At 62.2% G+C, this 17951-nt stretch carries 18 protein-coding genes; 8 read left to right on the forward strand and 10 right to left on the reverse strand.

The window, feature by feature from the left end:
- Window positions 1-5 precede the first annotated feature (5 nt).
- The 5 genes from purE (at window position 6) to QU481_RS03370 (ending at window position 3728) form a co-directional block, all read left to right on the forward strand.
- Window positions 6-494 (forward strand): 5-(carboxyamino)imidazole ribonucleotide mutase, encoded by a 489-nt coding sequence (gene purE / locus QU481_RS03350; RefSeq protein ID WP_289828477.1) that lies wholly within the window; start codon window positions 6-8, stop codon window positions 492-494.
- On the forward strand, window positions 494-1624 hold the full coding sequence (locus tag QU481_RS03355; RefSeq protein WP_289828478.1) for a 5-(carboxyamino)imidazole ribonucleotide synthase: 1131 nt from the start codon (window positions 494-496) through the stop codon (window positions 1622-1624). Before purE ends, QU481_RS03355 begins: the two co-directional genes overlap by 1 nt.
- A 37-nt stretch (window positions 1625-1661) precedes the next feature.
- Window positions 1662-2087 (forward strand): fosfomycin resistance glutathione transferase, encoded by a 426-nt coding sequence (gene fos, locus QU481_RS03360; protein WP_289828479.1) that lies wholly within the window; start codon window positions 1662-1664, stop codon window positions 2085-2087.
- 111 nt (window positions 2088-2198) lie between these two features.
- Window positions 2199-3080, forward strand: coding sequence for a phosphoribosylaminoimidazolesuccinocarboxamide synthase (locus tag QU481_RS03365; protein ID WP_289828480.1), 882 nt, complete (start codon window positions 2199-2201; stop codon window positions 3078-3080).
- A 75-nt stretch (window positions 3081-3155) separates the two neighbouring features.
- Window positions 3156-3728 (forward strand): GNAT family N-acetyltransferase, encoded by a 573-nt coding sequence (locus QU481_RS03370; RefSeq protein ID WP_289828481.1) that lies wholly within the window; start codon window positions 3156-3158, stop codon window positions 3726-3728.
- Window positions 3729-3941: 213 nt separating this feature from the next.
- Here the strand turns inward: QU481_RS03370 and QU481_RS03375 are convergent, their stop codons facing one another.
- Window positions 3942-4595 carry a YiaD family glycine zipper/OmpA-like lipoprotein gene (locus QU481_RS03375; RefSeq protein ID WP_289828482.1) on the reverse strand — a complete coding sequence of 218 codons (654 nt, stop codon included), beginning with the start codon at window positions 4593-4595 and terminating at the stop codon, window positions 3942-3944.
- A 247-nt stretch (window positions 4596-4842) separates the two neighbouring features.
- Entirely contained in the window at window positions 4843-6618 is a 1776-nt protein-coding gene (locus QU481_RS03380; RefSeq protein WP_289828483.1) for an ABC transporter ATP-binding protein, read from the reverse strand.
- A gap of 86 nt (window positions 6619-6704) precedes the next feature.
- Between QU481_RS03380 and QU481_RS03385 the strand changes: the two genes are divergently transcribed.
- Together QU481_RS03385 and QU481_RS03390 are read left to right on the forward strand one after the other, a co-directional pair.
- Entirely contained in the window at window positions 6705-7187 is a 483-nt protein-coding gene (locus tag QU481_RS03385) for an acyl-CoA thioesterase (RefSeq protein WP_289828484.1), read from the forward strand.
- Window positions 7184-7870, forward strand: coding sequence for a TIGR01621 family pseudouridine synthase (locus tag QU481_RS03390; RefSeq protein ID WP_289828485.1), 687 nt, complete (start codon window positions 7184-7186; stop codon window positions 7868-7870). Before QU481_RS03385 ends, QU481_RS03390 begins: the two co-directional genes overlap by 4 nt.
- 69 nt (window positions 7871-7939) lie before the next feature.
- Here QU481_RS03390 and QU481_RS03395 read toward each other — a convergent pair whose 3' ends face one another.
- The 8 genes from QU481_RS03395 to ccoN all read right to left on the reverse strand — a co-directional run bounded on the left by QU481_RS03395 (window position 7940) and on the right by ccoN (window position 15672).
- Complete coding sequence (locus QU481_RS03395) at window positions 7940-9355, reverse strand: peptide MFS transporter (protein ID WP_289828486.1); 1416 nt, start codon at window positions 9353-9355, stop codon at window positions 7940-7942.
- 583 nt (window positions 9356-9938) lie between these two features.
- On the reverse strand, window positions 9939-10367 hold the full coding sequence (locus QU481_RS03400) for a YbaY family lipoprotein (RefSeq protein ID WP_289828487.1): 429 nt from the start codon (window positions 10365-10367) through the stop codon (window positions 9939-9941).
- Window positions 10364-10891: a FixH family protein gene (locus tag QU481_RS03405; protein ID WP_289828488.1), complete on the reverse strand. Its 528-nt coding sequence runs from the start codon at window positions 10889-10891 to the stop codon at window positions 10364-10366. Before QU481_RS03405 ends, QU481_RS03400 begins: the two co-directional genes overlap by 4 nt.
- 1 nt (window position 10892) lies before the next feature.
- A complete protein-coding gene (gene ccoG, locus QU481_RS03410; RefSeq protein WP_289828489.1) occupies window positions 10893-12350 on the reverse strand; it encodes a cytochrome c oxidase accessory protein CcoG in 1458 nt (485 codons plus the stop codon).
- Window positions 12351-12485: 135 nt separating this feature from the next.
- Window positions 12486-13415 carry a cytochrome-c oxidase, cbb3-type subunit III gene (gene ccoP / locus QU481_RS03415; RefSeq protein ID WP_289828490.1) on the reverse strand — a complete coding sequence of 310 codons (930 nt, stop codon included), beginning with the start codon at window positions 13413-13415 and terminating at the stop codon, window positions 12486-12488.
- On the reverse strand, window positions 13416-13601 hold the full coding sequence (locus tag QU481_RS03420) for a cbb3-type cytochrome oxidase subunit 3 (protein WP_289828491.1): 186 nt from the start codon (window positions 13599-13601) through the stop codon (window positions 13416-13418).
- Window positions 13602-13607: 6 nt separating this feature from the next.
- Window positions 13608-14222: a cytochrome-c oxidase, cbb3-type subunit II gene (gene ccoO / locus QU481_RS03425; protein ID WP_289828492.1), complete on the reverse strand. Its 615-nt coding sequence runs from the start codon at window positions 14220-14222 to the stop codon at window positions 13608-13610.
- 22 nt (window positions 14223-14244) lie between these two features.
- Entirely contained in the window at window positions 14245-15672 is a 1428-nt protein-coding gene (gene ccoN, locus QU481_RS03430) for a cytochrome-c oxidase, cbb3-type subunit I (protein ID WP_289828493.1), read from the reverse strand.
- A gap of 453 nt (window positions 15673-16125) precedes the next feature.
- Here ccoN and QU481_RS03435 point away from each other — a divergent pair, with 453 nt between their 5' ends.
- Entirely contained in the window at window positions 16126-17913 is a 1788-nt protein-coding gene (locus QU481_RS03435; protein ID WP_289828494.1) for a M61 family metallopeptidase, read from the forward strand.
- The last annotated feature ends 38 nt before the right edge of the window (window positions 17914-17951 follow it).

A 17951-nucleotide genomic window follows, 5' to 3' on the forward strand; every position in this document is an offset into this window, starting at 1 on the left:
GCACCATGATCGACGTTGGCATCGTGATGGGTAGCAACAGCGACTGGGAAGTCATGCAGCACGCTGCGCGCGTGCTGAAAGACTTCGGTGTCGCTTTCGAAACGCGCGTGGTCTCCGCCCACCGCACTCCTGATCTGTTGTTCGAATACGCCGAAACCGCCGAAGCGCGCGGCCTGAAGGCCATTATCGCCGGCGCCGGCGGCGCGGCTCACCTGCCGGGCATGCTGGCCGCCAAGACCCACCTGCCGGTGCTGGGCGTGCCGGTTCCGTCCAAATACCTGCGCGGCGAAGACTCGCTGCTGTCCATCGTGCAGATGCCCAAGGGCATCCCGGTCGCCACCTTCGCGATCGGTGAGGCCGGTGCAGCCAATGCGGCGCTGTTCGCGGTGGCGCAACTGGCCAACGGCAATCCACAGCTGGCCGAGGCGCTCAAGGCCTTCCGCGAGAAGCAGAAGCAGACCGTGCTGGCGATGGCGCTGCCGGAGGTGCAGTGATGGCGGCAATCCTCCCGCCGGCGATGCTCGGCATTCTGGGTGGCGGCCAGCTTGGTCGCATGTTCGCCACCGCTGCCAAGACCATGGGCTACCGCGTCACCGTGCTCGACCCGGACGCCGACGCCCCGGCCGCGGCCTTCGCCGACGTGCATCTGTGCGCACCGTACAATGACCAGGAAGCCTTGCACATGCTGGCGTCGACCTGCGCGGCGGTGACCACTGAATTTGAAAACGTCAACGCCGACGCGATGCGCTGGCTGGCCGGCCACACCCGGGTCAGCCCATCCGGCGACGCAGTGGCGGTGGCGCAGAACCGTATCCTGGAAAAGAGCTGGATCAACAAGGCCGGCCTGCCGACCGCGCCTTTCCTGGCGCTGGAAACGGTCGAGGATCTGCACGTCGACCTGAGCAACTATCTGCCGGGCATCATGAAGACCGCGCGGCTCGGCTACGACGGCAAGGGCCAAGTGCGCGTGTCCACCCCGGAAGAGGCGCGTAGCGCCTACGCCAATCTTGGCGGCCAGGCCTGTGTGCTCGAGAAGATGCTCGACCTGAAGCTGGAGGTGTCGGCGATCGTGGCCCGCACCACCAATGCGCAGGAGGCCTGTTTCCCGGTGGCGGAAAACCGTCACGAGAACGGCATCCTCGATGTCAGCATCGTGCCGGCCCGCATCGAGCCTGAGTTGGCCCACCGGGTGCAGCAGATGGCGCTGCAGCTGGCGAACGCGCTCGACTACGTCGGCGTGCTGGCGGTGGAGTTCTTCGTGCTGGAGGACGACAGCGTCGTGGTCAACGAGATCGCGCCGCGTCCGCACAACTCCGGCCACTACACCATCGACGCCTGCGTGACCAGCCAGTTCGAGCAGCAAGTGCGCACGATGTGCGGCCTGCTGCCGGGCAAGACCGACCTCTTGTCCCCGGTGGTGATGGTGAACCTGCTGGGCGATGTGTGGCGCGAGGACGGCGGCGAGCCGAACTGGGCGGTGCTGTGCGAAGCGCCGAACGCCAAGCTGCACCTGTACGGCAAGAAAGCAGCGCGCCCCGGCCGCAAGATGGGCCACTTCACCGTGCTGTCGGCCAAGGTCGACGATGCGCTGGAGCAGGCCGAGGCGCTGAAGGACACGCTGTAAGAGTACCGGGCGAAACCAGTGGGTTTCGCCTTTTTCCATGCGACTGACTGGACTTAACCACCTGACGCTGGCGGTAAGCGACCTGGAGCGTTCATTTTCGTTCTACCGCGAGTTGCTTGGCGCGAAACCGATGGCCCGCTGGGAAAGCGGCGCCTACCTGACTGTCGGTGAGTTGTGGCTATGCTTGTCGCTCGATGCGGCGGCTGGCGAACGGCCACATCCGGACTACAGCCACATCGCGTTCACCGCGACGCCGGACGAGTTCCCGGCCTGGGTGGAGCGCCTGATGCAGGCCGGCGTCATGGTGTGGAAGGACAGCCGCAGTGAGGGCGAGTCGTTCTATTTTCTCGACCCGGACGGGCACAAGCTGGAAATCCATGTCGGCTCGCTGCTGAGCCGGCTTGCCGCGTGCCGTGAGGCGCCGTACCGCGGCATGCGTTTTTTCGACCGGGACGTGGAGTGATAGGCTGACCCGGCACGAATATCAATGCGGTCGCGGTGCGTGGCTTCGTCGTTCGGATGCCCCCGCGGTCGTGCAAAGAAGTACTGAAACATCTTGTGAAGGATCCTGATGATGACCGGCAACACCACTCCAACGCTGACCAGCCTGAAGAAAATCTACTCGGGCAAGGTGCGCGATCTGTACGAAATCGACGCCAAGCGCATGCTGATGGTCGCCACCGACCGCCTGTCTGCGTTTGACGTGATCCTCGATGAGCCGATCCCCGAGAAGGGCAAGATCCTCACCGCGATCTCCAACTTCTGGTTTGACAAGCTCAAGGACATCGTGCCCAACCACCTGACCGGCGACGTGCCGGCCGACGTGGTCAGCGCCGCCGAGCTGCCGCTGGTCGATGGCCGCTCGGTCGTCGCCAAGCGCCTGAAGCCGGTGCCGGTCGAAGCGATCGTGCGCGGCTACCTGGCTGGCTCGGGCTGGAAGGAATACCAGCAAAGCGGCACCGTGTGCGGCATCCAGCTGCCGGCCGGTCTGCAGGAGGCCAGTAAGTTGGCCGAACCGATCTTCACTCCGTCGACCAAAGCGGCGGTGGGCGACCACGACGAGAACATCTCGTTCGAGCGCTGCGCCGAGGAAGTGGGCCAGGAGCTGGCCGAAAAGGTGCGCGACACTGCGATCGCACTCTACAAGGCGGCCAGCGAGTACGCGGCCAGCCGCGGCATCATCATCTGCGACACCAAGTTCGAGTTCGGTCTCGACGAGGACGGCACGCTGGTGCTGATGGACGAGGCGCTGACCCCGGACTCCAGCCGCTTCTGGCCGGCCGACAGCTACGCCGAGGGTACCAATCCGCCGTCGTTCGACAAGCAGTTCGTGCGCGACTGGCTCGAAGCCACCGGCTGGAACAAGACCCCGCCGGCCCCGGCCGTGCCGCTTGAGGTACGTCAGAAGACCGCCGACAAGTACCGTGAGGCGCTGACCCGGCTGACCGAGGCCTAAGCCGCGCTGTCGTTGCTCCGACAAAGCGTTTCGCCTGCAAGGCGGCCCACATGGGCCGCTTTTTCATTGCCGATCATGACGATACCGCTTGTTACCTTGAATACCGCCCGGCTCGAACTGCTGCCGGCCGAGCCCGGCTTCGCGCGGGCGCTGCTGGCTTTCGAGCTGGCTAATCGCGACCACTTTGCCCGCTGGGATCCTGACCGCGACGCGCTCTACTTCACCGAGCTGCATCTCGGGCTGCGGCTGCGCCAGTATCAGCGCGAGGCTGAGGAGGGGCGAGGGGCGGCGTTTCTGTTGGCGCCCAAGGGCGAGCCGCAGCGGATCATCGGCCAGATCACTTTGTCGCAGATCGTGCGCGGCGTGTTCCAGGCGGCCTATCTCGGCTACCGGATCGACGCGAGGTACGAGGGGCAGGGGCTGATGCATGAAGGGCTGACGGCGGTCCTGGCGTTCGCCCTCGATACGCTGCGCTTGCACCGCCTCATGGCCAACTACCAGCCCGACAACGAGCGCAGCGCCCGGCTGCTGGCGCGCTGTGGTTTCCGCATCGAAGGGCTGGCGCGCGACTACCTGTTCCTCAACGGTGCCTGGCGCGACCATGTGCTGACGGCGCTGACCAATCCGGATCCGTTGTTACTGCCCTGAAGGGTGGGAGCGTTCGTCCAGCGTTGGCAATAAAAAACCGCCCGAGAGGGCTAATGCCGTTCACTTAAGGAAAAAGCACCGCCCACCAAGGTGGAAAAACGGTGCTTTTTTGTTACTTCCAAGCGTTCTTCGAAGCTAAAAACCGGACTGAACGGCTTAAGTGAACGGCATTAGCCCGAGAGGGCGGTTTTGTGTAGCCGGATGCGCGGACGATCAAGCGGTCTTCGGATTGATCAGGATCTCGACGCGGCGGTTCTTTGCGCGACCCGCGGCAGTCGTGTTGTCGGCGACCGGCTGGGCTGGGCCGTAGCCTACTGCATTGACCCGCGGTGTGGCGACGCCGCGGTTCTCCAGGATGCCTGCTACGGCCTGGGCACGGCGCTGCGACAGTGTCTGGTTGTACTGGGCGGTGCCAGTGCTGTCGGTATGGCCAGAGACGGTGATGGTGGTGTCAGGGTATTGGGTCAGTACACCGGCCACGTCGCCCAGCGTCTTTTGCGCCCCGGTGTTCACGTCGTACCTGTTCACCGGGAAGGTGATGTTCTCAGGCATCACCAGCTTGATCTGGTCGCCGACGCGTTGTACCTGCACCTGCGTATTGGCTAGCTTGTCTCGCAGCAGTTTTTCCTGGTAGTCCATGTAGGCACCGACGCCGGCACCGACTGCGCCGCAGCCGAGTGCAGCATTGCGTGCGCCGCGCGAGCCGTGAGTCAGCCCGCCAACGATGCCACAGGCAGCGGCGGCGCTGAGACCATACATCGCGGTCTTGCTCATCTCACTCTGGCCGGTTTGCGGGTTGGTGGTGCAGGCGCTGGCGGCCAGGGCACCGACAACGGCAAAAACGAGGGCGGGGCGGGTGAGTTGCATTGTGTTCTTGACTCCATGGAGAAGGGGGTGAACCCGGTCAGTCGGCATGGCCGCCACGTCCTAGGGTGGCCAATTGACCATAAGCATACGGTAATTTTACTCGGCTGCCAGTTCGATATTTTCGTGTCGAAGACATGGTGTGATTTTATTTTGTTAAAAATCAATAATTTATTCGGTAAGCCTTAACGTTTGCTAACACAAATGGCTGATCCAGGTTGCAGTTTGTCCCGGACTGAGTGTGGCCTGCTCACATCGCAGTAAGTTCTGCCGCGTCGAGTTCACCGGTCTGCAAGCGCCACAGGCCGGCATAGACGCCTCCGGCCGTCAGGAGCGACTCATGCGTGCCACTCTCCACCACACGGCCCTGCTCCAGCACGTGGATAGTGTGGGCGTGGCGGATGGTCGACAGCCGGTGTGCAATCACCAGTGTGGTGCGGCCCGCCGACACATGGGCAAGCGAACGCTGGATTGCCGCCTCGGTCTCGTTGTCGACCGCGCTGGTCGCTTCGTCGAGCACCAGGATAGCCGGATCCTTCAGGATGGCGCGCGCCAGCGCCAGGCGTTGGCGTTGGCCACCGGACAGCTTCTGGCCGCGTTCGCCGATCGGCGTGTCGTAGCCCTGCGGCAGGCGGGTGATGAACTCGTGTGCCTCGGCTGCGCGGGCGGCGGCTTCGACCGCGGCACGCGGTGCATTCGGCTGACCGTAGGCGATGTTGTCTGCGACGCTGCCGTCTGTCAGGAACACGTCCTGGCTGACGTAGCCGATCGCGCGGCGCAGATCGGACAGGTGCAGCGTGGTGATGTCGCGGCCGTCGAGGCGGATTACGCCGCTGTCGGCATGGTAGAAGCGCAGCAGCAGCTTGATCAGTGTGCTCTTGCCCGAGCCGGTCGAGCCGACAAACGCCACGGTTTGCCCAGCCGGCACGGCGAGATCAATGTCATGCAAGGTCGGTGTGCCGCCGTAGCCGAAATTGACCCGCTCGAACGCCAGCGCACCACGCGGCGCTTCGACCAACCTTTCTCCCTCGTAGGCGATCGCGATCGGCACGTTCAGCACATTGAGCACCCGGTCGATCGACGCCATCGAGCGCTGGTACAGGTCGGCAATCTCGGCAAGGCCGGTGAACGGCCACAGTAGCCGCTGGGTCAGGTAGACCAGCACGCTGTAACTGCCGACACCGAGCTCGCCGTGTGTGGTCAGCCAGCCGCCGTACACCAGAGTGGTGACGAAGCCCGCCAGGATCGCCATGCGGATCACCGGGGTGATCGCGGCGGCCAGCCGGATCGCGCGGGCATTGGTGGTGCGGTAGCGCTCGCTCGCCTCGCGGATATGCTCGGCCTCGAACTCCTCGGCGGTGAATGCCTTGATCGTGGCAAGCCCCAGCAGGTTGTTGTTGAGCCGGCCGTTGATCACCCCGGCCGATTCGCGCACTGCCGCATAGCGCGGCGCGAGCTTCTGCTGGAACCAGAAGGTGCCGAACAGGATCACCGGTACCGGCGCCAGCGCCAGCCACGCCAGCTGCGGCGCCAGCACGAAGAACACGATGCTCACCAGCACCGACGAGCTCGTCACCTGAAGGATGCTGTTGGCGCCGCCGTTGAGAAAGCGCTCCATCTGGTTGATGTCGTCGTTGAGGATGGACATCAGGTTGCCGGTGCTCTTGTTCTCGAAGTAGCCAAGCGGGAGCTGCTGCACATGGCGGTAGGCGTCCAGGCGCAGCCGGTGCTGCAGACTCTGCGCCAGGTTGCGCCACTTCACCTCGTAGAGGAACTGGAACAGCGACTCGCCACCCCAGATCAGCACGGTCAGCACGCCGAGCCAGACGAGCTGATCAAAGGTGTCCTTGATGCCGAAACGTGCCAGGAACGATGCCTGCTTGTTGACGACTACGTCGACGGCGACGCCGATCAGCACCTCTGGCAGGATATCGAAGAACTTGTTGGCGACCGAGTAGACGCTGGCGAGCAGCGCGTCGCGTCGGTAGTCGCGCGCATAGGCAAACAGGCGGGAGAGGGCGTTCATGCGAATTGAATGGCGGGTGCAAAACGACATTCTACGCCGGCTGAGGTAGCATTCCCTATATGGACGCAACCCACACCACAAGGACGATGATGGATACCGAAACCCAGCGCGAGTTGTCGATGACGCTGCTGATGACCCCGGACATGGCGAACTTCTCCGGCAATGTGCACGGCGGCGTGCTGTTGAAGCTACTCGACCAGGTGGCCTACGCCTGCGCCAGCCGCTACGCCGGTGCCTACGTGGTGACGCTGTCGGTCGACCAAGTGATGTTCAAGCAGCCGATCCACGTCGGCGAGCTGGTCTCCTTCCTCGCCTCGGTCAACTACGTCGGCACCACCTCGATGGAGATCGGCATCAAGGTCGTCGCCGAGAACATCCGCGCGCGCACCGTGCGCCACACCAACAGCTGCTACTTCACGATGGTGGCGCTGGACGAGTCGGGCAAGACGGTGGCGGTGCCGCCGCTGACGCTCGAGAACGACACGCACAAGAGGCGCTTCCGCGAGGCGGAAATCCGCAAGAAGATGCGCATCGAGGCGGCCGAACGGATGCGCGAGAGCGCGCAGTGAATGAACCGTTTCGCCTCGTTCACGCCGACCCGCGCTTCTATCTGATTGACAAGGCACCGGGCGTCAATTTCCATTCCGAGGACGGCGAGGCAGGGCTCTTGCCCTTGCTGCGCATGGGGCTGGCCGACGACGCCTTGTGGCCGGTGCACCGGCTCGACAAGGTGACGTCTGGGTTGATCCTGGTCGCCCGTTCGGCCAATGTCGCTAATGCCCTGGCCGAACGCTTCGCGGCCCACCGCATCGACAAGTTCTACGTCGCGCTGTCGGCTAGCAAGCCAAAGAAGAAGCAGGGGCTGATCCGCGGCGATATGGCCAAGGGCCGCGGCGGGGCATGGAAGCTGTTGCACAGCACCGAGAATCCAGCCGTCACGCAGTTTTTCTCTACGTCGGCAGGGCCGGGCGTGCGCACCTTCCTGCTGCGGCCGCGCACCGGCCGCACCCACCAGCTGCGCGTGGCGCTCAAGAGCGTCGGCGCGCCTATCCTTGGCGATGCGCTCTACGGTGGCGAGGCGGCCGACCGGACTTATCTGCACGCCTACGCGTTGGCGTTCGAATTGGATGGCGAGGCGTTCAACTTCACCTGTCCACCGTCGGCCGGTGCGCATTTTAATGCCGCAACGCTGGCCGAACGGCTGGTGGGAGAATGGGCCACGCCGTGGGCACTCCAATGGCCGAGCGTCTGACTCAGCCGGCGAGTAGCCATGAAAAAACGCCACCCTTGGGTGGCGTTTTTCGTGTAGCGAAGCAATGAATCAGCTCAGGCCGTTCATCATCTTCTTCAGCTTCATCGACAGCAGGAACAGGATCAGCGATGCCGCGCCGGCCATCATCACGAACAGCATGAAGAAGTCGTGCAGGTTGGTGATCGCGTAGCCGAGGAAGTGCGGGATCGGCTTGGCCGGGTCCGGGTATAGCTCGGACAGCGTACCGGCGAACTTATTGGCGGCCGAGTTCGACAGGAACCAGATACCCATCATCAGGCTGGTGAAGCGTACTGGTGACAGTTTCACTACCAGCGACAGGCCGATCGGCGACAGGCACAGCTCACCGAAGGTGTGCAGCACGTACAGGCTGGTCAGCCACATCATGCTCACCTTCACGCCCGGTGCGAGGCCGTCGACGCCGAAGGCGATTACCAGGTAGCCGATAGCCAGGAAGAACAGGCCTAGCGCCATCTTCACCGGCGAGCTCGGTTCGTTGTTGCGTTGGCCGAGTTTGGTCCAGATCCACGCGAATACCGGGGCGAAGATCACCACCGCGATCGGGTTGATCGACTGGAAGAACGACGCTGGGATCACATGGCCCATCAGGTTGCGGTTGGTCTGCTCTTCGGCGAAGAAGGTCAGCGACGCGCCGGCCTGCTCGAACGCCGACCAGAAGAAGATCACGAACGCCGACACGATCAGGATTACCGCCAGGCGCTCCTTCTCGACACGGGTCAGCGGAGCGTGAACCACCTTCTCGCCGCTCTCGTGATGGCGCTTCGGCGCCATGCCGATCGGCTTGCCCTGCGGGTCGACCAGGTATTTGTTCTTGAACAGGCTGAACACCACCAGGCTCAGCAGCATGCCGAAGCCGGCCGCCATGAAGCCCCATTTGAAGTCGGCCGGGTTGCCGGTGTCACCGAGCGAGCCGCAGACGATCGGCGCGATCAGCGAGCCGGCGTTGATGCCCATATAGAAGATGGTGAACGCGGAGTCGACGCGCTTGTCGCCTTTCGGGTAGAGCTGGCCGACCATCGACGAGATGTTCGGCTTGAACAGGCCGTTACCGGCGATCAGGAAGCCCAGGCCGCCATACAGCAGTCCCGATGCCATCTGCGCATTGCCGGCGTGCATCGAGCCGGAGAAGAACAGCATGAACTGGCCGATCGCCATCAGCACGCCGCCAGCGATGATCGAACGACGGTTGCCCCAGTAGCGGTCGGCAATATAGCCGCCGATCAGCGGGGTCAGGTAGACCAGACCGGTATAGGTCCCGTAGATGTCCGAAGCGTGGGCCTTGTCGAACAGCAACGCCTTGATCATGAACAGGACGAAGATGGCGCGCATGCCGTAATAGCTGAAGCGTTCCCACATCTCCGTGACGAAGAGCAGGTACAAACCGCCAGGATGGGCTTGTGCAGCCTTGGACATGTTCCTGCCGCGCGGATGGGCTTGTGTGGTCATTGATAGTTCCTTGTGCTACTCGAGAGAACACCTGTTTGTTCGGTGCTTTGTGTACTTGTTGTTGTCCACGTCCCTTCGTGGGGGGCGCGACGATGATAGCCACAGCAAGTTCCGCAATGAAAGCGGAAAATTTTCTAATTAGAATGTCATTTTTCAAATTAGAACATCGTGATAAATGCTCGCTGGGCCACCCTTTGAGACCGCTGTTTGTAACTTGCTGGTTTGCAAAGGGTAAAGCCGCCATTTGGCGGCGCGCTATATTGCAGTTTGTATACTGTATTTGTCAAAGGGTCTGACAATCTATTGGCGCATTGTGTGGCTGAAAGTACCCTTTTAGCGTTAATTTTGTGTCATAATTTGGCATGACGAAGCAATAAATTCCTAAGCTCGCGTCTTTGTAGCAAGAGGTTATCGGCCAAAGTACAACCATTTCACATGCCAGAATGGTCTTTCGGCCTACCTGAGCCACATCGTGGCGGCAAGCCGGTGGGCCTACACTGGGGCGAAAGGAAGGTGCGGAGATGGAGCGAACATGAAAAAAGCGGAGCCTTTTGGCTCCGCTTTGGCCCGAGTCGGTTCGGTTTTAGTTACCGATGCGCTCCAGTGACACGGTCGGCTCGGCGGGGCTCGCTTGGTCGAGCACCGGAACCTGGGCCGCATTGAGCATCTTCAGCTCGCCGTCGACAAACAACTGGGCATCGACGGCATAGCGGTGGCCCGGCAGCAGGGCACGGCGGTCATAGCACAGCGAGAACGGCATCGGGAAGGCGCGCGGCCGGTTCAGGTACTGTTCGGCCAACACGCCGGCCGGGGCGTCGGCTTGGCTCACGTCAAGCAGGCGAACCTTGACGTGCACTTTGGAGAGTTGCAGCTTGCTGTCGGCAGGCACCGTCACGCTGCCGTTCAGGTAGGTCGGCGTGTAGCCGCCACCGGTGGCGCAGCCGGCCAACAGCGATGCGGCAAGACCGGCTAACAGCAGGCGGCGCTTCATCGTGATCGTGATTGCGGTCATTCTGTTGCTCCACCATCCGGCAGCATCGGGTCGAGTGTGACCTGAGGGCCATCGGCTGGTAGCCATTCGCCCTGGATGCGCCACTTGCCCTTCGGGTCTTCGAGTCGCACGTACCAGTGCTCGGCCTTGGACGGCGTCAGGCTGCCTTGATACAGGCCCGGGCTCACCATATTGAGTGCGATGGTCTGGTCGTGATCGGCCAGCGTCGGGTGCAGCAGGCGCAAAGTCAGCTGCGGGGCCAGCGGCTCCTTGCTCTTGATCATCAGCCGCACGGCGCGCATGTCGTCGCTGAATACCGCCTGACCGAGCAGTTGCATCTGGGCCGACACCCGGTCGCGATCGAGCTGCAGGTTGATCGCCTTGCCCTGGTTGTAATAGTCGTCGCTGACCAGGGTGTCCTTGGTGGTAACGGCAAGGTAGGCGTACCAGCTGCCGACGATGACCGACATCAGCGGGATGCCCACCAGGATCCACGGCCAGGGCTCCTTGTACCAAGGGCGTGGGGCTTGCGTTTTGACCTGCATCTTACTCTCCGATGAAACTTGATTTCTCTTCGTCCACCTGCCCGGGCTTGTCGAGCGATTCGATGACGAAATGAATCTCGTGGCTGCCCTGTGTGGCGTACTGCGGGTCGGCCTGGACGCGTACCGCCACCGTCTCGCTGCCAGTGCCGGGGATGCTGACCACCGGGGTGTCGGTCGTCAGCTTGATACCCGGCAGGCCCTTGACTGAGAAACGGAAGCGCTGGGTTTGTTCCGAGGTATTGTACAGTTTGATGCTATAGCTGTTCTCCAGCCAACCCTCGTTGGTCTCGCGCACCAGGGCCGCGCGGTCGCGGATGATGTCGACCTTGAACGGCTTGCGCATCAGCAGAGATCCTGTCGTCACTGAGATCACCGCCAACAGCAGCAGACCGTAGAGCACCACGCGCGGGCGGCGCAGCCGCGACAGAATCTGGCTCTCCGGGTAGACCTTGTTCAGCGCGTTCTCGGTGGTGTAGCGGATCAGGCCGCGCGGGTAGCCCATTTTGTCCATCACCGAGTCGCAGGCATCGACACAGGCAGCGCAGCCGATGCACTCGTACTGCAGGCCTTGGCGGATGTCGATGCCGACCGGGCAGACCTGCACGCAGATATGGCAGTTGATGCAGTCGCCCTTGCCTTCTTCGCGCGGGTTGACGCCCTTGCGCCGCGCGCCGCGCGGCTCGCCGCGCTCTTCGTCGTAGGAAATAATCAGCGTGTCCGAGTCGAACATCACCGCCTGGAAGCGTGCATACGGGCACATGTACTTGCATACCTGTTCGCGCATGAAACCGGCGAACAGATAGGTGAAGCCGCCGTAGAAGAACATCCAGAACAGTTCCCACGGCCCGTAATCGAAACGGGGCAGGGCGGTGGCCAGCTCGCGGATCGGCGTGAAGTAGCCGACCAGCGAAAAGCCGGTGAACAGCGAGAACGCGATCATCAGGCTGTGCTTGGTGGTCTTGATGCGCAGTTTGTGCGCGTTCATCGGCGCCTTGTCGAGCTTCATCCGCTTGGTGTGATCGCCCTCCACCCACTGCTCGATCCACAGCATGATCTCGGTGTAGACGGTCTGCGGGCAGGAATAGCCACACCACAGCCGCCCGGCGATGGTGGTCCAGGTGAACAGGCCGAATGCGCAGCACATCAGCAGCGCGGCGAGATAGACGAAATCCTGCGGCCAGATGGTCAACCCGAACAGGAAGAACTTGCGGTTCACCAAGTCGAACAGCACGGCTTGGCGACCGTTCCAGTCCAGCCAGGGGGTGCCGAGGTAGACGAGCTGGGTCGCCAGCACGAACAGCACCCGCCAGTTGTTGAATATTCCTTTGACCGAGCGCGGGTAGACTTTCTTGTGTGCCTCATACAGCGACACCTGTTCCAGTTCGTTCGGCGCGTCATCGTCGGGGCTGGCGGTGGCCGGTACGACCTTGATCGGAATGTTCTTCAAGGGGTCTGACATGGTATGCCTCGTAAGAAGGATTCGCGAAAGCCAGCCCGGCTGGCTTTGACGAAACCCACTCTATCAATTTACAAAAACATAGATCGTTTGTTGTAAAACATACTGCCCGCCTAGGCGGGCAGTATGGGGGGCGCCTTACTGTTGCTGCGGGGCGCGCGGGTTATTGGACAGGCCCCAGACGTAGGCGGTCAAGAGGTGAATCTTGCCTTCGCCGAGAAAGTCCTTCCAGGTCGGCATCTGGTTGCTGCGGCCGTTGGTGACGGTCTCGATGATGGTCTTCTCGGTACCACCGTACAGCCAGCTGCCGCTCGGGTGCGTCAGGTTCGGTGCGCCGATGGTCTGGTTACCGGTACCGTCCGCGCCGTGGCAGGCCGAGCAGATCGCCTTGAAGGTTTCCTGGCCGCGTGCGGCGCGCTCGGCGTCGTGGTGCTTGCCGGACAGCGACAGTACGTAGTTGGCCACGTCCTTCACCTTTTCTTCACCGAAGGCGGCACCGAACGGCGGCATCTGACCGTGACGGCCTTCGGAGATGGTCTCGTGGATCTTCTCCGGCGTGCCGCCGTACTGCCAGTCGTGGTGAACCAGGTTCGGGAAACCCTTGGCGCCGCGTGCATCAGAGCCGTGGCACTGCACGCAGTAGGTCTGGAACAGTCGCTTGCCCATTTCCTGCGCCTGCGGGTCGGCTGCCAGCGCCTTCACGTCCTGCTTCAGGTACTTGTCGTACAGCGGCTGGTACTTCGCTTCCGCGTCGGCGCGTTCCTTCTTGTACTGGCCGACCGAGGTCCAGCCGAACAGGCCCGGGTATTTGCCGAGGCCCGGGTACAGCACCAGGTAGGCCAGGCCGAACGCCAGGGTCAGGTAGAACAGCCACATCCACCAGCGCGGCAGCGGGTTGTTGTACTCAGCCAGATCGCCGTCCCAGATGTGGCCGGTGATCTCGACCTTGTCCCCTTTAACGACAACAGACTTGGTCTGTGAGTACAACAGGTAGCCGAGGCCGAGCAGGCCGGCGATCACGATGACGGAGATCCAGATCCCCCAAAAGTCACTGACAAAATCACTCATTTATTTTGCTCCGCTGGAAGGCTGGGAGGTCGGGGCGTCGACAGGCTTGTCCTCGTCGAACAGCATGTTCGCCGCCTCGTCATAGCGCTTCTTGGATTTCTTGCTGTAAGCGATCAGGACCACCACGATGAAGGTGCCGAAACACATCAGGGTGAATAGCAGCCGTCCGAATTCGGTTAGGTCCATCGTGGCTCACCGTGCATTCTTCAGTGCAAGACCCAGGCCCTGCAGATAGGCAATCAGGGCATCCATTTCCGACTTGCCTTCCACTTCGGCGGTGGCACCGGCGATGTCCTTATCGGTGTATGGCACGCCGACCTTGCGCAGCGCTTCCATCTTCTTCGGCACCGATGCCGCGTCGGCCAGGTTGCGGGCCAGCCACGGGAAGGCCGGCATGATCGACTCCGGCACCACGTCACGCGGGTTCATCAGGTGCACGCGCTGCCACTCGTCCGAGTAGCGGCCGCCGACACGGGCCAGGTCCGGGCCGGTACGCTTGGAGCCCCACTGGAATGGGTGGTCGTACACCGACTCGCCGGCAACCGAGTAGTGGCCGTAGCGCTCGGTCTCGGAACGGAACGGGCGGATCATCTGCGAGTGGCAGTTGTAGCAGCCTTCGCGAATGTAGATGTCGCGGCCGGCCAGCTGCAGCGCGGTGTACGGCTTCACGCCGGCCACCGGCTCGGTGGTGGATTTCTGGAACGCCAGCGGCACGATTTCCACCAGGCCCGCAACGCTGATCACGATCAGCGTGAACACGATCAGGAAGCCGACGTGTTCTTCGATGAGTTTTTGGATTTTTTCCATCTTTGCAGAACCTCTTTCCCGCTTAGGCGTGGTGAGTAGCCGTGATGGCCGGAATCTTGGCGTCCACGGCGCGACCGGCGGTCACGGTGCGGAGGGTGTTGTACGCCATCAGCAGCATGCCGGATAGGTACAGGGCACCACCCAGCACGCGTACGGCGAGGTACGGATGGGTCGCTTTCACTGATTCGACGAAGGAATAGGTCAGCGTGCCGTCCGAGTTCAGCGCGCGCCACATCAGGCCTTCGGTCACGCCCGAGATCCACATTGCGGAGATGTAGAGCACCACGCCGACGGTGGCGAGCCAGAAATGCGCTTCGACCAGCTTCATGCTGTACATCTGCTCACGGCCCCACAGACGCGGGATCAGGTAGTAAATCGAACCGATGGTGATGAAGCCCACCCAGCCCAGTGCGCCGGAGTGCACGTGGCCGATGGTCCAGTCGGTGTAGTGGGACAGCGCGTTGACGGTCTTGATCGCCATCATCGGGCCTTCGAAGGTCGACATGCCATAGAACGACAGCGACACCACCAGGAATTTCAGGATCGGGTCGGTACGCAGTTTGTGCCAGGCGCCCGATAGGGTCATGATGCCGTTGATCATGCCGCCCCAGCTCGGTGCCAGCAGCACCAGCGAGAACACCATGCCGACCGATTGGGTCCAGTCAGGCAGGGCGGTGTAGTGCAGGTGGTGCGGACCCGCCCACATGTAGGTGAAGATCAGCGCCCAGAAGTGCACCACCGACAGTCGGTACGAGTAGATTGGGCGACCTGCCTGCTTCGGGACGAAGTAGTACATCATGCCGAGGAAGGCGGCGGTCAGGAAGAAGCCCACGGCGTTGTGGCCGTACCACCACTGGACCATCGCATCCACGGCGCCGGAATACACCGAATACGACTTGAACAGCGACACTGGCACGAACGCACTGTTGACGATGTGCAGCAGGGCCACAGCCAGGATGAATGCACCGTAGAACCAGTTGGCAACGTAGATGTGTTTAACCTTGCGGATCCCAATCGTGCCGAAGAACACGTAGGCGTAGGCTACCCAAACCACAGTGATGGCCACTTTGATCGGCCATTCGAGTTCGGCGTACTCCTTGCCGAAGGTGTAGCCTAGCGGCAGCGTGATTACCGCGGCGACAATGATGGCCTGCCAACCCCAGAAGGTGAAGGCGGCGATCTTGTCGGAAATCAGGCGGACGTTACAGGTCCGTTGCACCACATAGTACGAGGTGGCGAACAGACCGGAACCGCCAAAGGCGAAGATCACGGCGTTGGTGTGCAGCGGGCGCAGTCGGCCAAAGTGGAACCATGGACCGAAGTTCAGGTCCGGCCACACCAGCTGGGCCGCGATCACGACCCCTACCAGCATGCCGACAATCCCCCAGACGACGGTCATGATTGCAAACTGCCGCACCACCTTATAGTTATAAGTGGATTGCGTTTCCATTTAAGGTTTTCTCCAAGGTTGCAAACTAGAACGATAAAGCATGGCAGCTTGATTCTCGTGCAGACCGTCCCCATGTATGGAAATGGCTGGCATCAAGCGGCAGAGATTCGTTTTACTTGCGCTAAATCAATGGCTTAACCATGCGGTGAGGCAAGTGGTTTGCATGATCCTACCCGCATGAGCGTCGACATGACGCACGCAGGCCCAGCAGCCAACGAATCATTCTAAATCAATCCCCCACGACGGACTAGCCGGTAAGCGGCGTCTGCAAGCCCTTTCCACTTTGCTGTTGCGCGGCCCAAGGGCACACGTGCGCGGCCCAAGGGCACACGGTTTGCTAGAGTACATCGTCATCGCGATGGCTGCTTTTGACCTGGATCAATCCCGAGCCGGGTCTAATGCCGCGGAAATGGTAAAATGCCGGTTTTCGCTCATCGCGATTGAGGTCCCCCCGTGTCGCTTGCCTATACGATCCGTGCCGCGTCCTGCGAAGCGCACCGTTTCGAGGTTACCCTCACCCTAGCCCGTCCTGCTAAGCAAGGACAGATTTTCCGTTTGCCGACCTGGATTCCCGGCAGTTATATGATCCGTGAATTTGCTCGCCACATCGTCGCCTTGCGGGCCGAGGCGGGCGGCAAGCCGGTCGCAATCACCCAGCTTGACAAGGCGACCTGGCAGGCTGAGCCGGTGAAGGGGGAACTGACGCTGCACTACGAAGTGTATGCATTCGACCTGTCGGTACGGGGCGCCTACCTGGATACCTCGCGCGGCTTCTTCAACGGCACCAGCGTGTTCCTGTCCGCCGACGGTTACGAGAGCGGGCCGTGCGAGGTGGAGATCCTGGCGCCTAAGGGCAAGGCCTACGAGGAATGGAAGGTGGCGACCGCGCTGACCGCGGTGGACGTGAAAAAGAAGTCCGGTTTTGGCCGGTATCGCGCCGCGAATTATGACGAGTTGATCGACCATCCGGTCGAGCTCGGCGAGTTCGAACGGGTCAGCTTCAAGGCTTGCGGCGTACCACATGAATTCGTGGTGTCGGGTCGATACAAGGCCAACCTGAAGCGTTTGGTGGCCGATACCAAAAAGATATGCGAGTGGCAGATCAAGCTGTTTGGCGAACCGGCGCCATTCGACCACTACGTGTTTATGCTGTTCGTCGGCGACAACATCTATGGTGGGCTGGAGCATCGCGCCTCGACCGCACTGGTGGCCAACCGCGACGACCTGCCAGCATCTGGCGCCACAGAGATCAGCGACGGCTATCTGCAGCTCTTGGGCCTGATCAGCCACGAGTATTTCCACAGCTGGAACGTGAAGCGGATGAAGCCGGCTGCGTTCACCCCGTATGATCTGACTCGCGAGAACCACACCACGCTGCTGTGGGCATTCGAGGGTATCACCTCCTATTATGACGACCTGGCGCTGTTGCGCGCCGGACTGATCGACGAGAACCGCTACCTGGGCCTGGTCGCCAAGGTGATTACCGGTGTCGAGCGCGGCGCCGGGCGACTGAAGCAGACCCTGGTCGACTCCAGTCTCACCGCCTGGACCAAGTACTACCGCCAAGACGAGAACAGCCCGAACGCGATCGTCAGCTACTATACCAAGGGCTCACTGGTGGCCTTGGCGCTCGATTTGTTGATCCGCCGCGATACCCAGGGCCGCCAGTCGCTCGATGATGTGATGCGCGCGTTGTGGGCGAAGTGGCTGGCCGACGGCAAGGGCCTGGCCGAAGATGAGTGGGAGCAAGTCGCTGCCGAAGTGACCGGCCTCGACCTGAAACCGTTCTTCGACCTGGCGCTGCGTTCGACTGCCGAGCTGCCGTTGGCCGAGCTGCTGGCGACGCAGGGCATCGATCTGGCGCTGACCCCGGCCGAATCCGCCTCTGACCGAGGCGGCGTGGTCGAATCTATTGACACCAAGGCGCGGGGTCGCGCCACGCTCGGCGTGAAGACCGCAGCCGACCCGCTCGGCCTGAAACTCGTCAACGTGTTCGACGGCGGAGCAGCGCAGGCGGCCGGGCTGTCCGGCGGCGACGTGCTGATCGCGGTGGACGGCCTGAAGGCGGCCGACCTGGACCGTCAACTCGCCCGCTTCGAGCCGGGCGACACGGTGCGCTTGTATGCGTTCCGTCGCGACGAGCTGCAGGTGGTCGACGCCAAGCTGCTTCCGACGCCGGCTGATACCTGTCGGCTGCGCCGCATCCCGGACGCCGGGGCCGCCTGGCCGAGCCACGGCTGACCGGCCGTATCCTGTCGCCGGCTAGCGTGCCGGCGGCG

Source organism: Crenobacter oryzisoli, assembly GCF_030385785.1.
Classification (GTDB): Bacteria; Pseudomonadota; Gammaproteobacteria; order Burkholderiales; family Chromobacteriaceae; genus Crenobacter_A; species Crenobacter_A oryzisoli.

What these genes read in the sequence shown, in the direction of transcription:
- QU481_RS03395 (WP_289828486.1), bottom strand. Translation starts at nt 9,355, where the DNA reads ATGACCACACAAGCCCATCCGCGCGGCAGGAACATGTCCAAGGCTGCA.
- ccoN (WP_289828493.1), bottom strand. Translation starts at nt 15,672, where the DNA reads ATGGAAACGCAATCCACTTATAACTATAAGGTGGTGCGGCAGTTTGCA.
- QU481_RS03355 (WP_289828478.1), top strand. Translation starts at nt 494, where the DNA reads ATGGCGGCAATCCTCCCGCCGGCGATGCTCGGCATTCTGGGTGGCGGC.
- fos (WP_289828479.1), top strand. Translation starts at nt 1,662, where the DNA reads ATGCGACTGACTGGACTTAACCACCTGACGCTGGCGGTAAGCGACCTG.
- QU481_RS03365 (WP_289828480.1), top strand. Translation starts at nt 2,199, where the DNA reads ATGACCGGCAACACCACTCCAACGCTGACCAGCCTGAAGAAAATCTAC.
- ccoP (WP_289828490.1), bottom strand. Translation starts at nt 13,415, where the DNA reads ATGAGTGATTTTGTCAGTGACTTTTGGGGGATCTGGATCTCCGTCATC.
- ccoO (WP_289828492.1), bottom strand. Translation starts at nt 14,222, where the DNA reads ATGGAAAAAATCCAAAAACTCATCGAAGAACACGTCGGCTTCCTGATC.
- QU481_RS03380 (WP_289828483.1), bottom strand. Translation starts at nt 6,618, where the DNA reads ATGAACGCCCTCTCCCGCCTGTTTGCCTATGCGCGCGACTACCGACGC.
- QU481_RS03400 (WP_289828487.1), bottom strand. Translation starts at nt 10,367, where the DNA reads ATGACCGCAATCACGATCACGATGAAGCGCCGCCTGCTGTTAGCCGGT.
- QU481_RS03420 (WP_289828491.1), bottom strand. Translation starts at nt 13,601, where the DNA reads ATGGACCTAACCGAATTCGGACGGCTGCTATTCACCCTGATGTGTTTC.
- QU481_RS03385 (WP_289828484.1), top strand. Translation starts at nt 6,705, where the DNA reads ATGATGGATACCGAAACCCAGCGCGAGTTGTCGATGACGCTGCTGATG.
- ccoG (WP_289828489.1), bottom strand. Translation starts at nt 12,350, where the DNA reads ATGTCAGACCCCTTGAAGAACATTCCGATCAAGGTCGTACCGGCCACC.
- purE (WP_289828477.1), top strand. Translation starts at nt 6, where the DNA reads ATGATCGACGTTGGCATCGTGATGGGTAGCAACAGCGACTGGGAAGTC.
- QU481_RS03405 (WP_289828488.1), bottom strand. Translation starts at nt 10,891, where the DNA reads ATGCAGGTCAAAACGCAAGCCCCACGCCCTTGGTACAAGGAGCCCTGG.
- QU481_RS03375 (WP_289828482.1), bottom strand. Translation starts at nt 4,595, where the DNA reads ATGCAACTCACCCGCCCCGCCCTCGTTTTTGCCGTTGTCGGTGCCCTG.
- QU481_RS03370 (WP_289828481.1), top strand. Translation starts at nt 3,156, where the DNA reads ATGACGATACCGCTTGTTACCTTGAATACCGCCCGGCTCGAACTGCTG.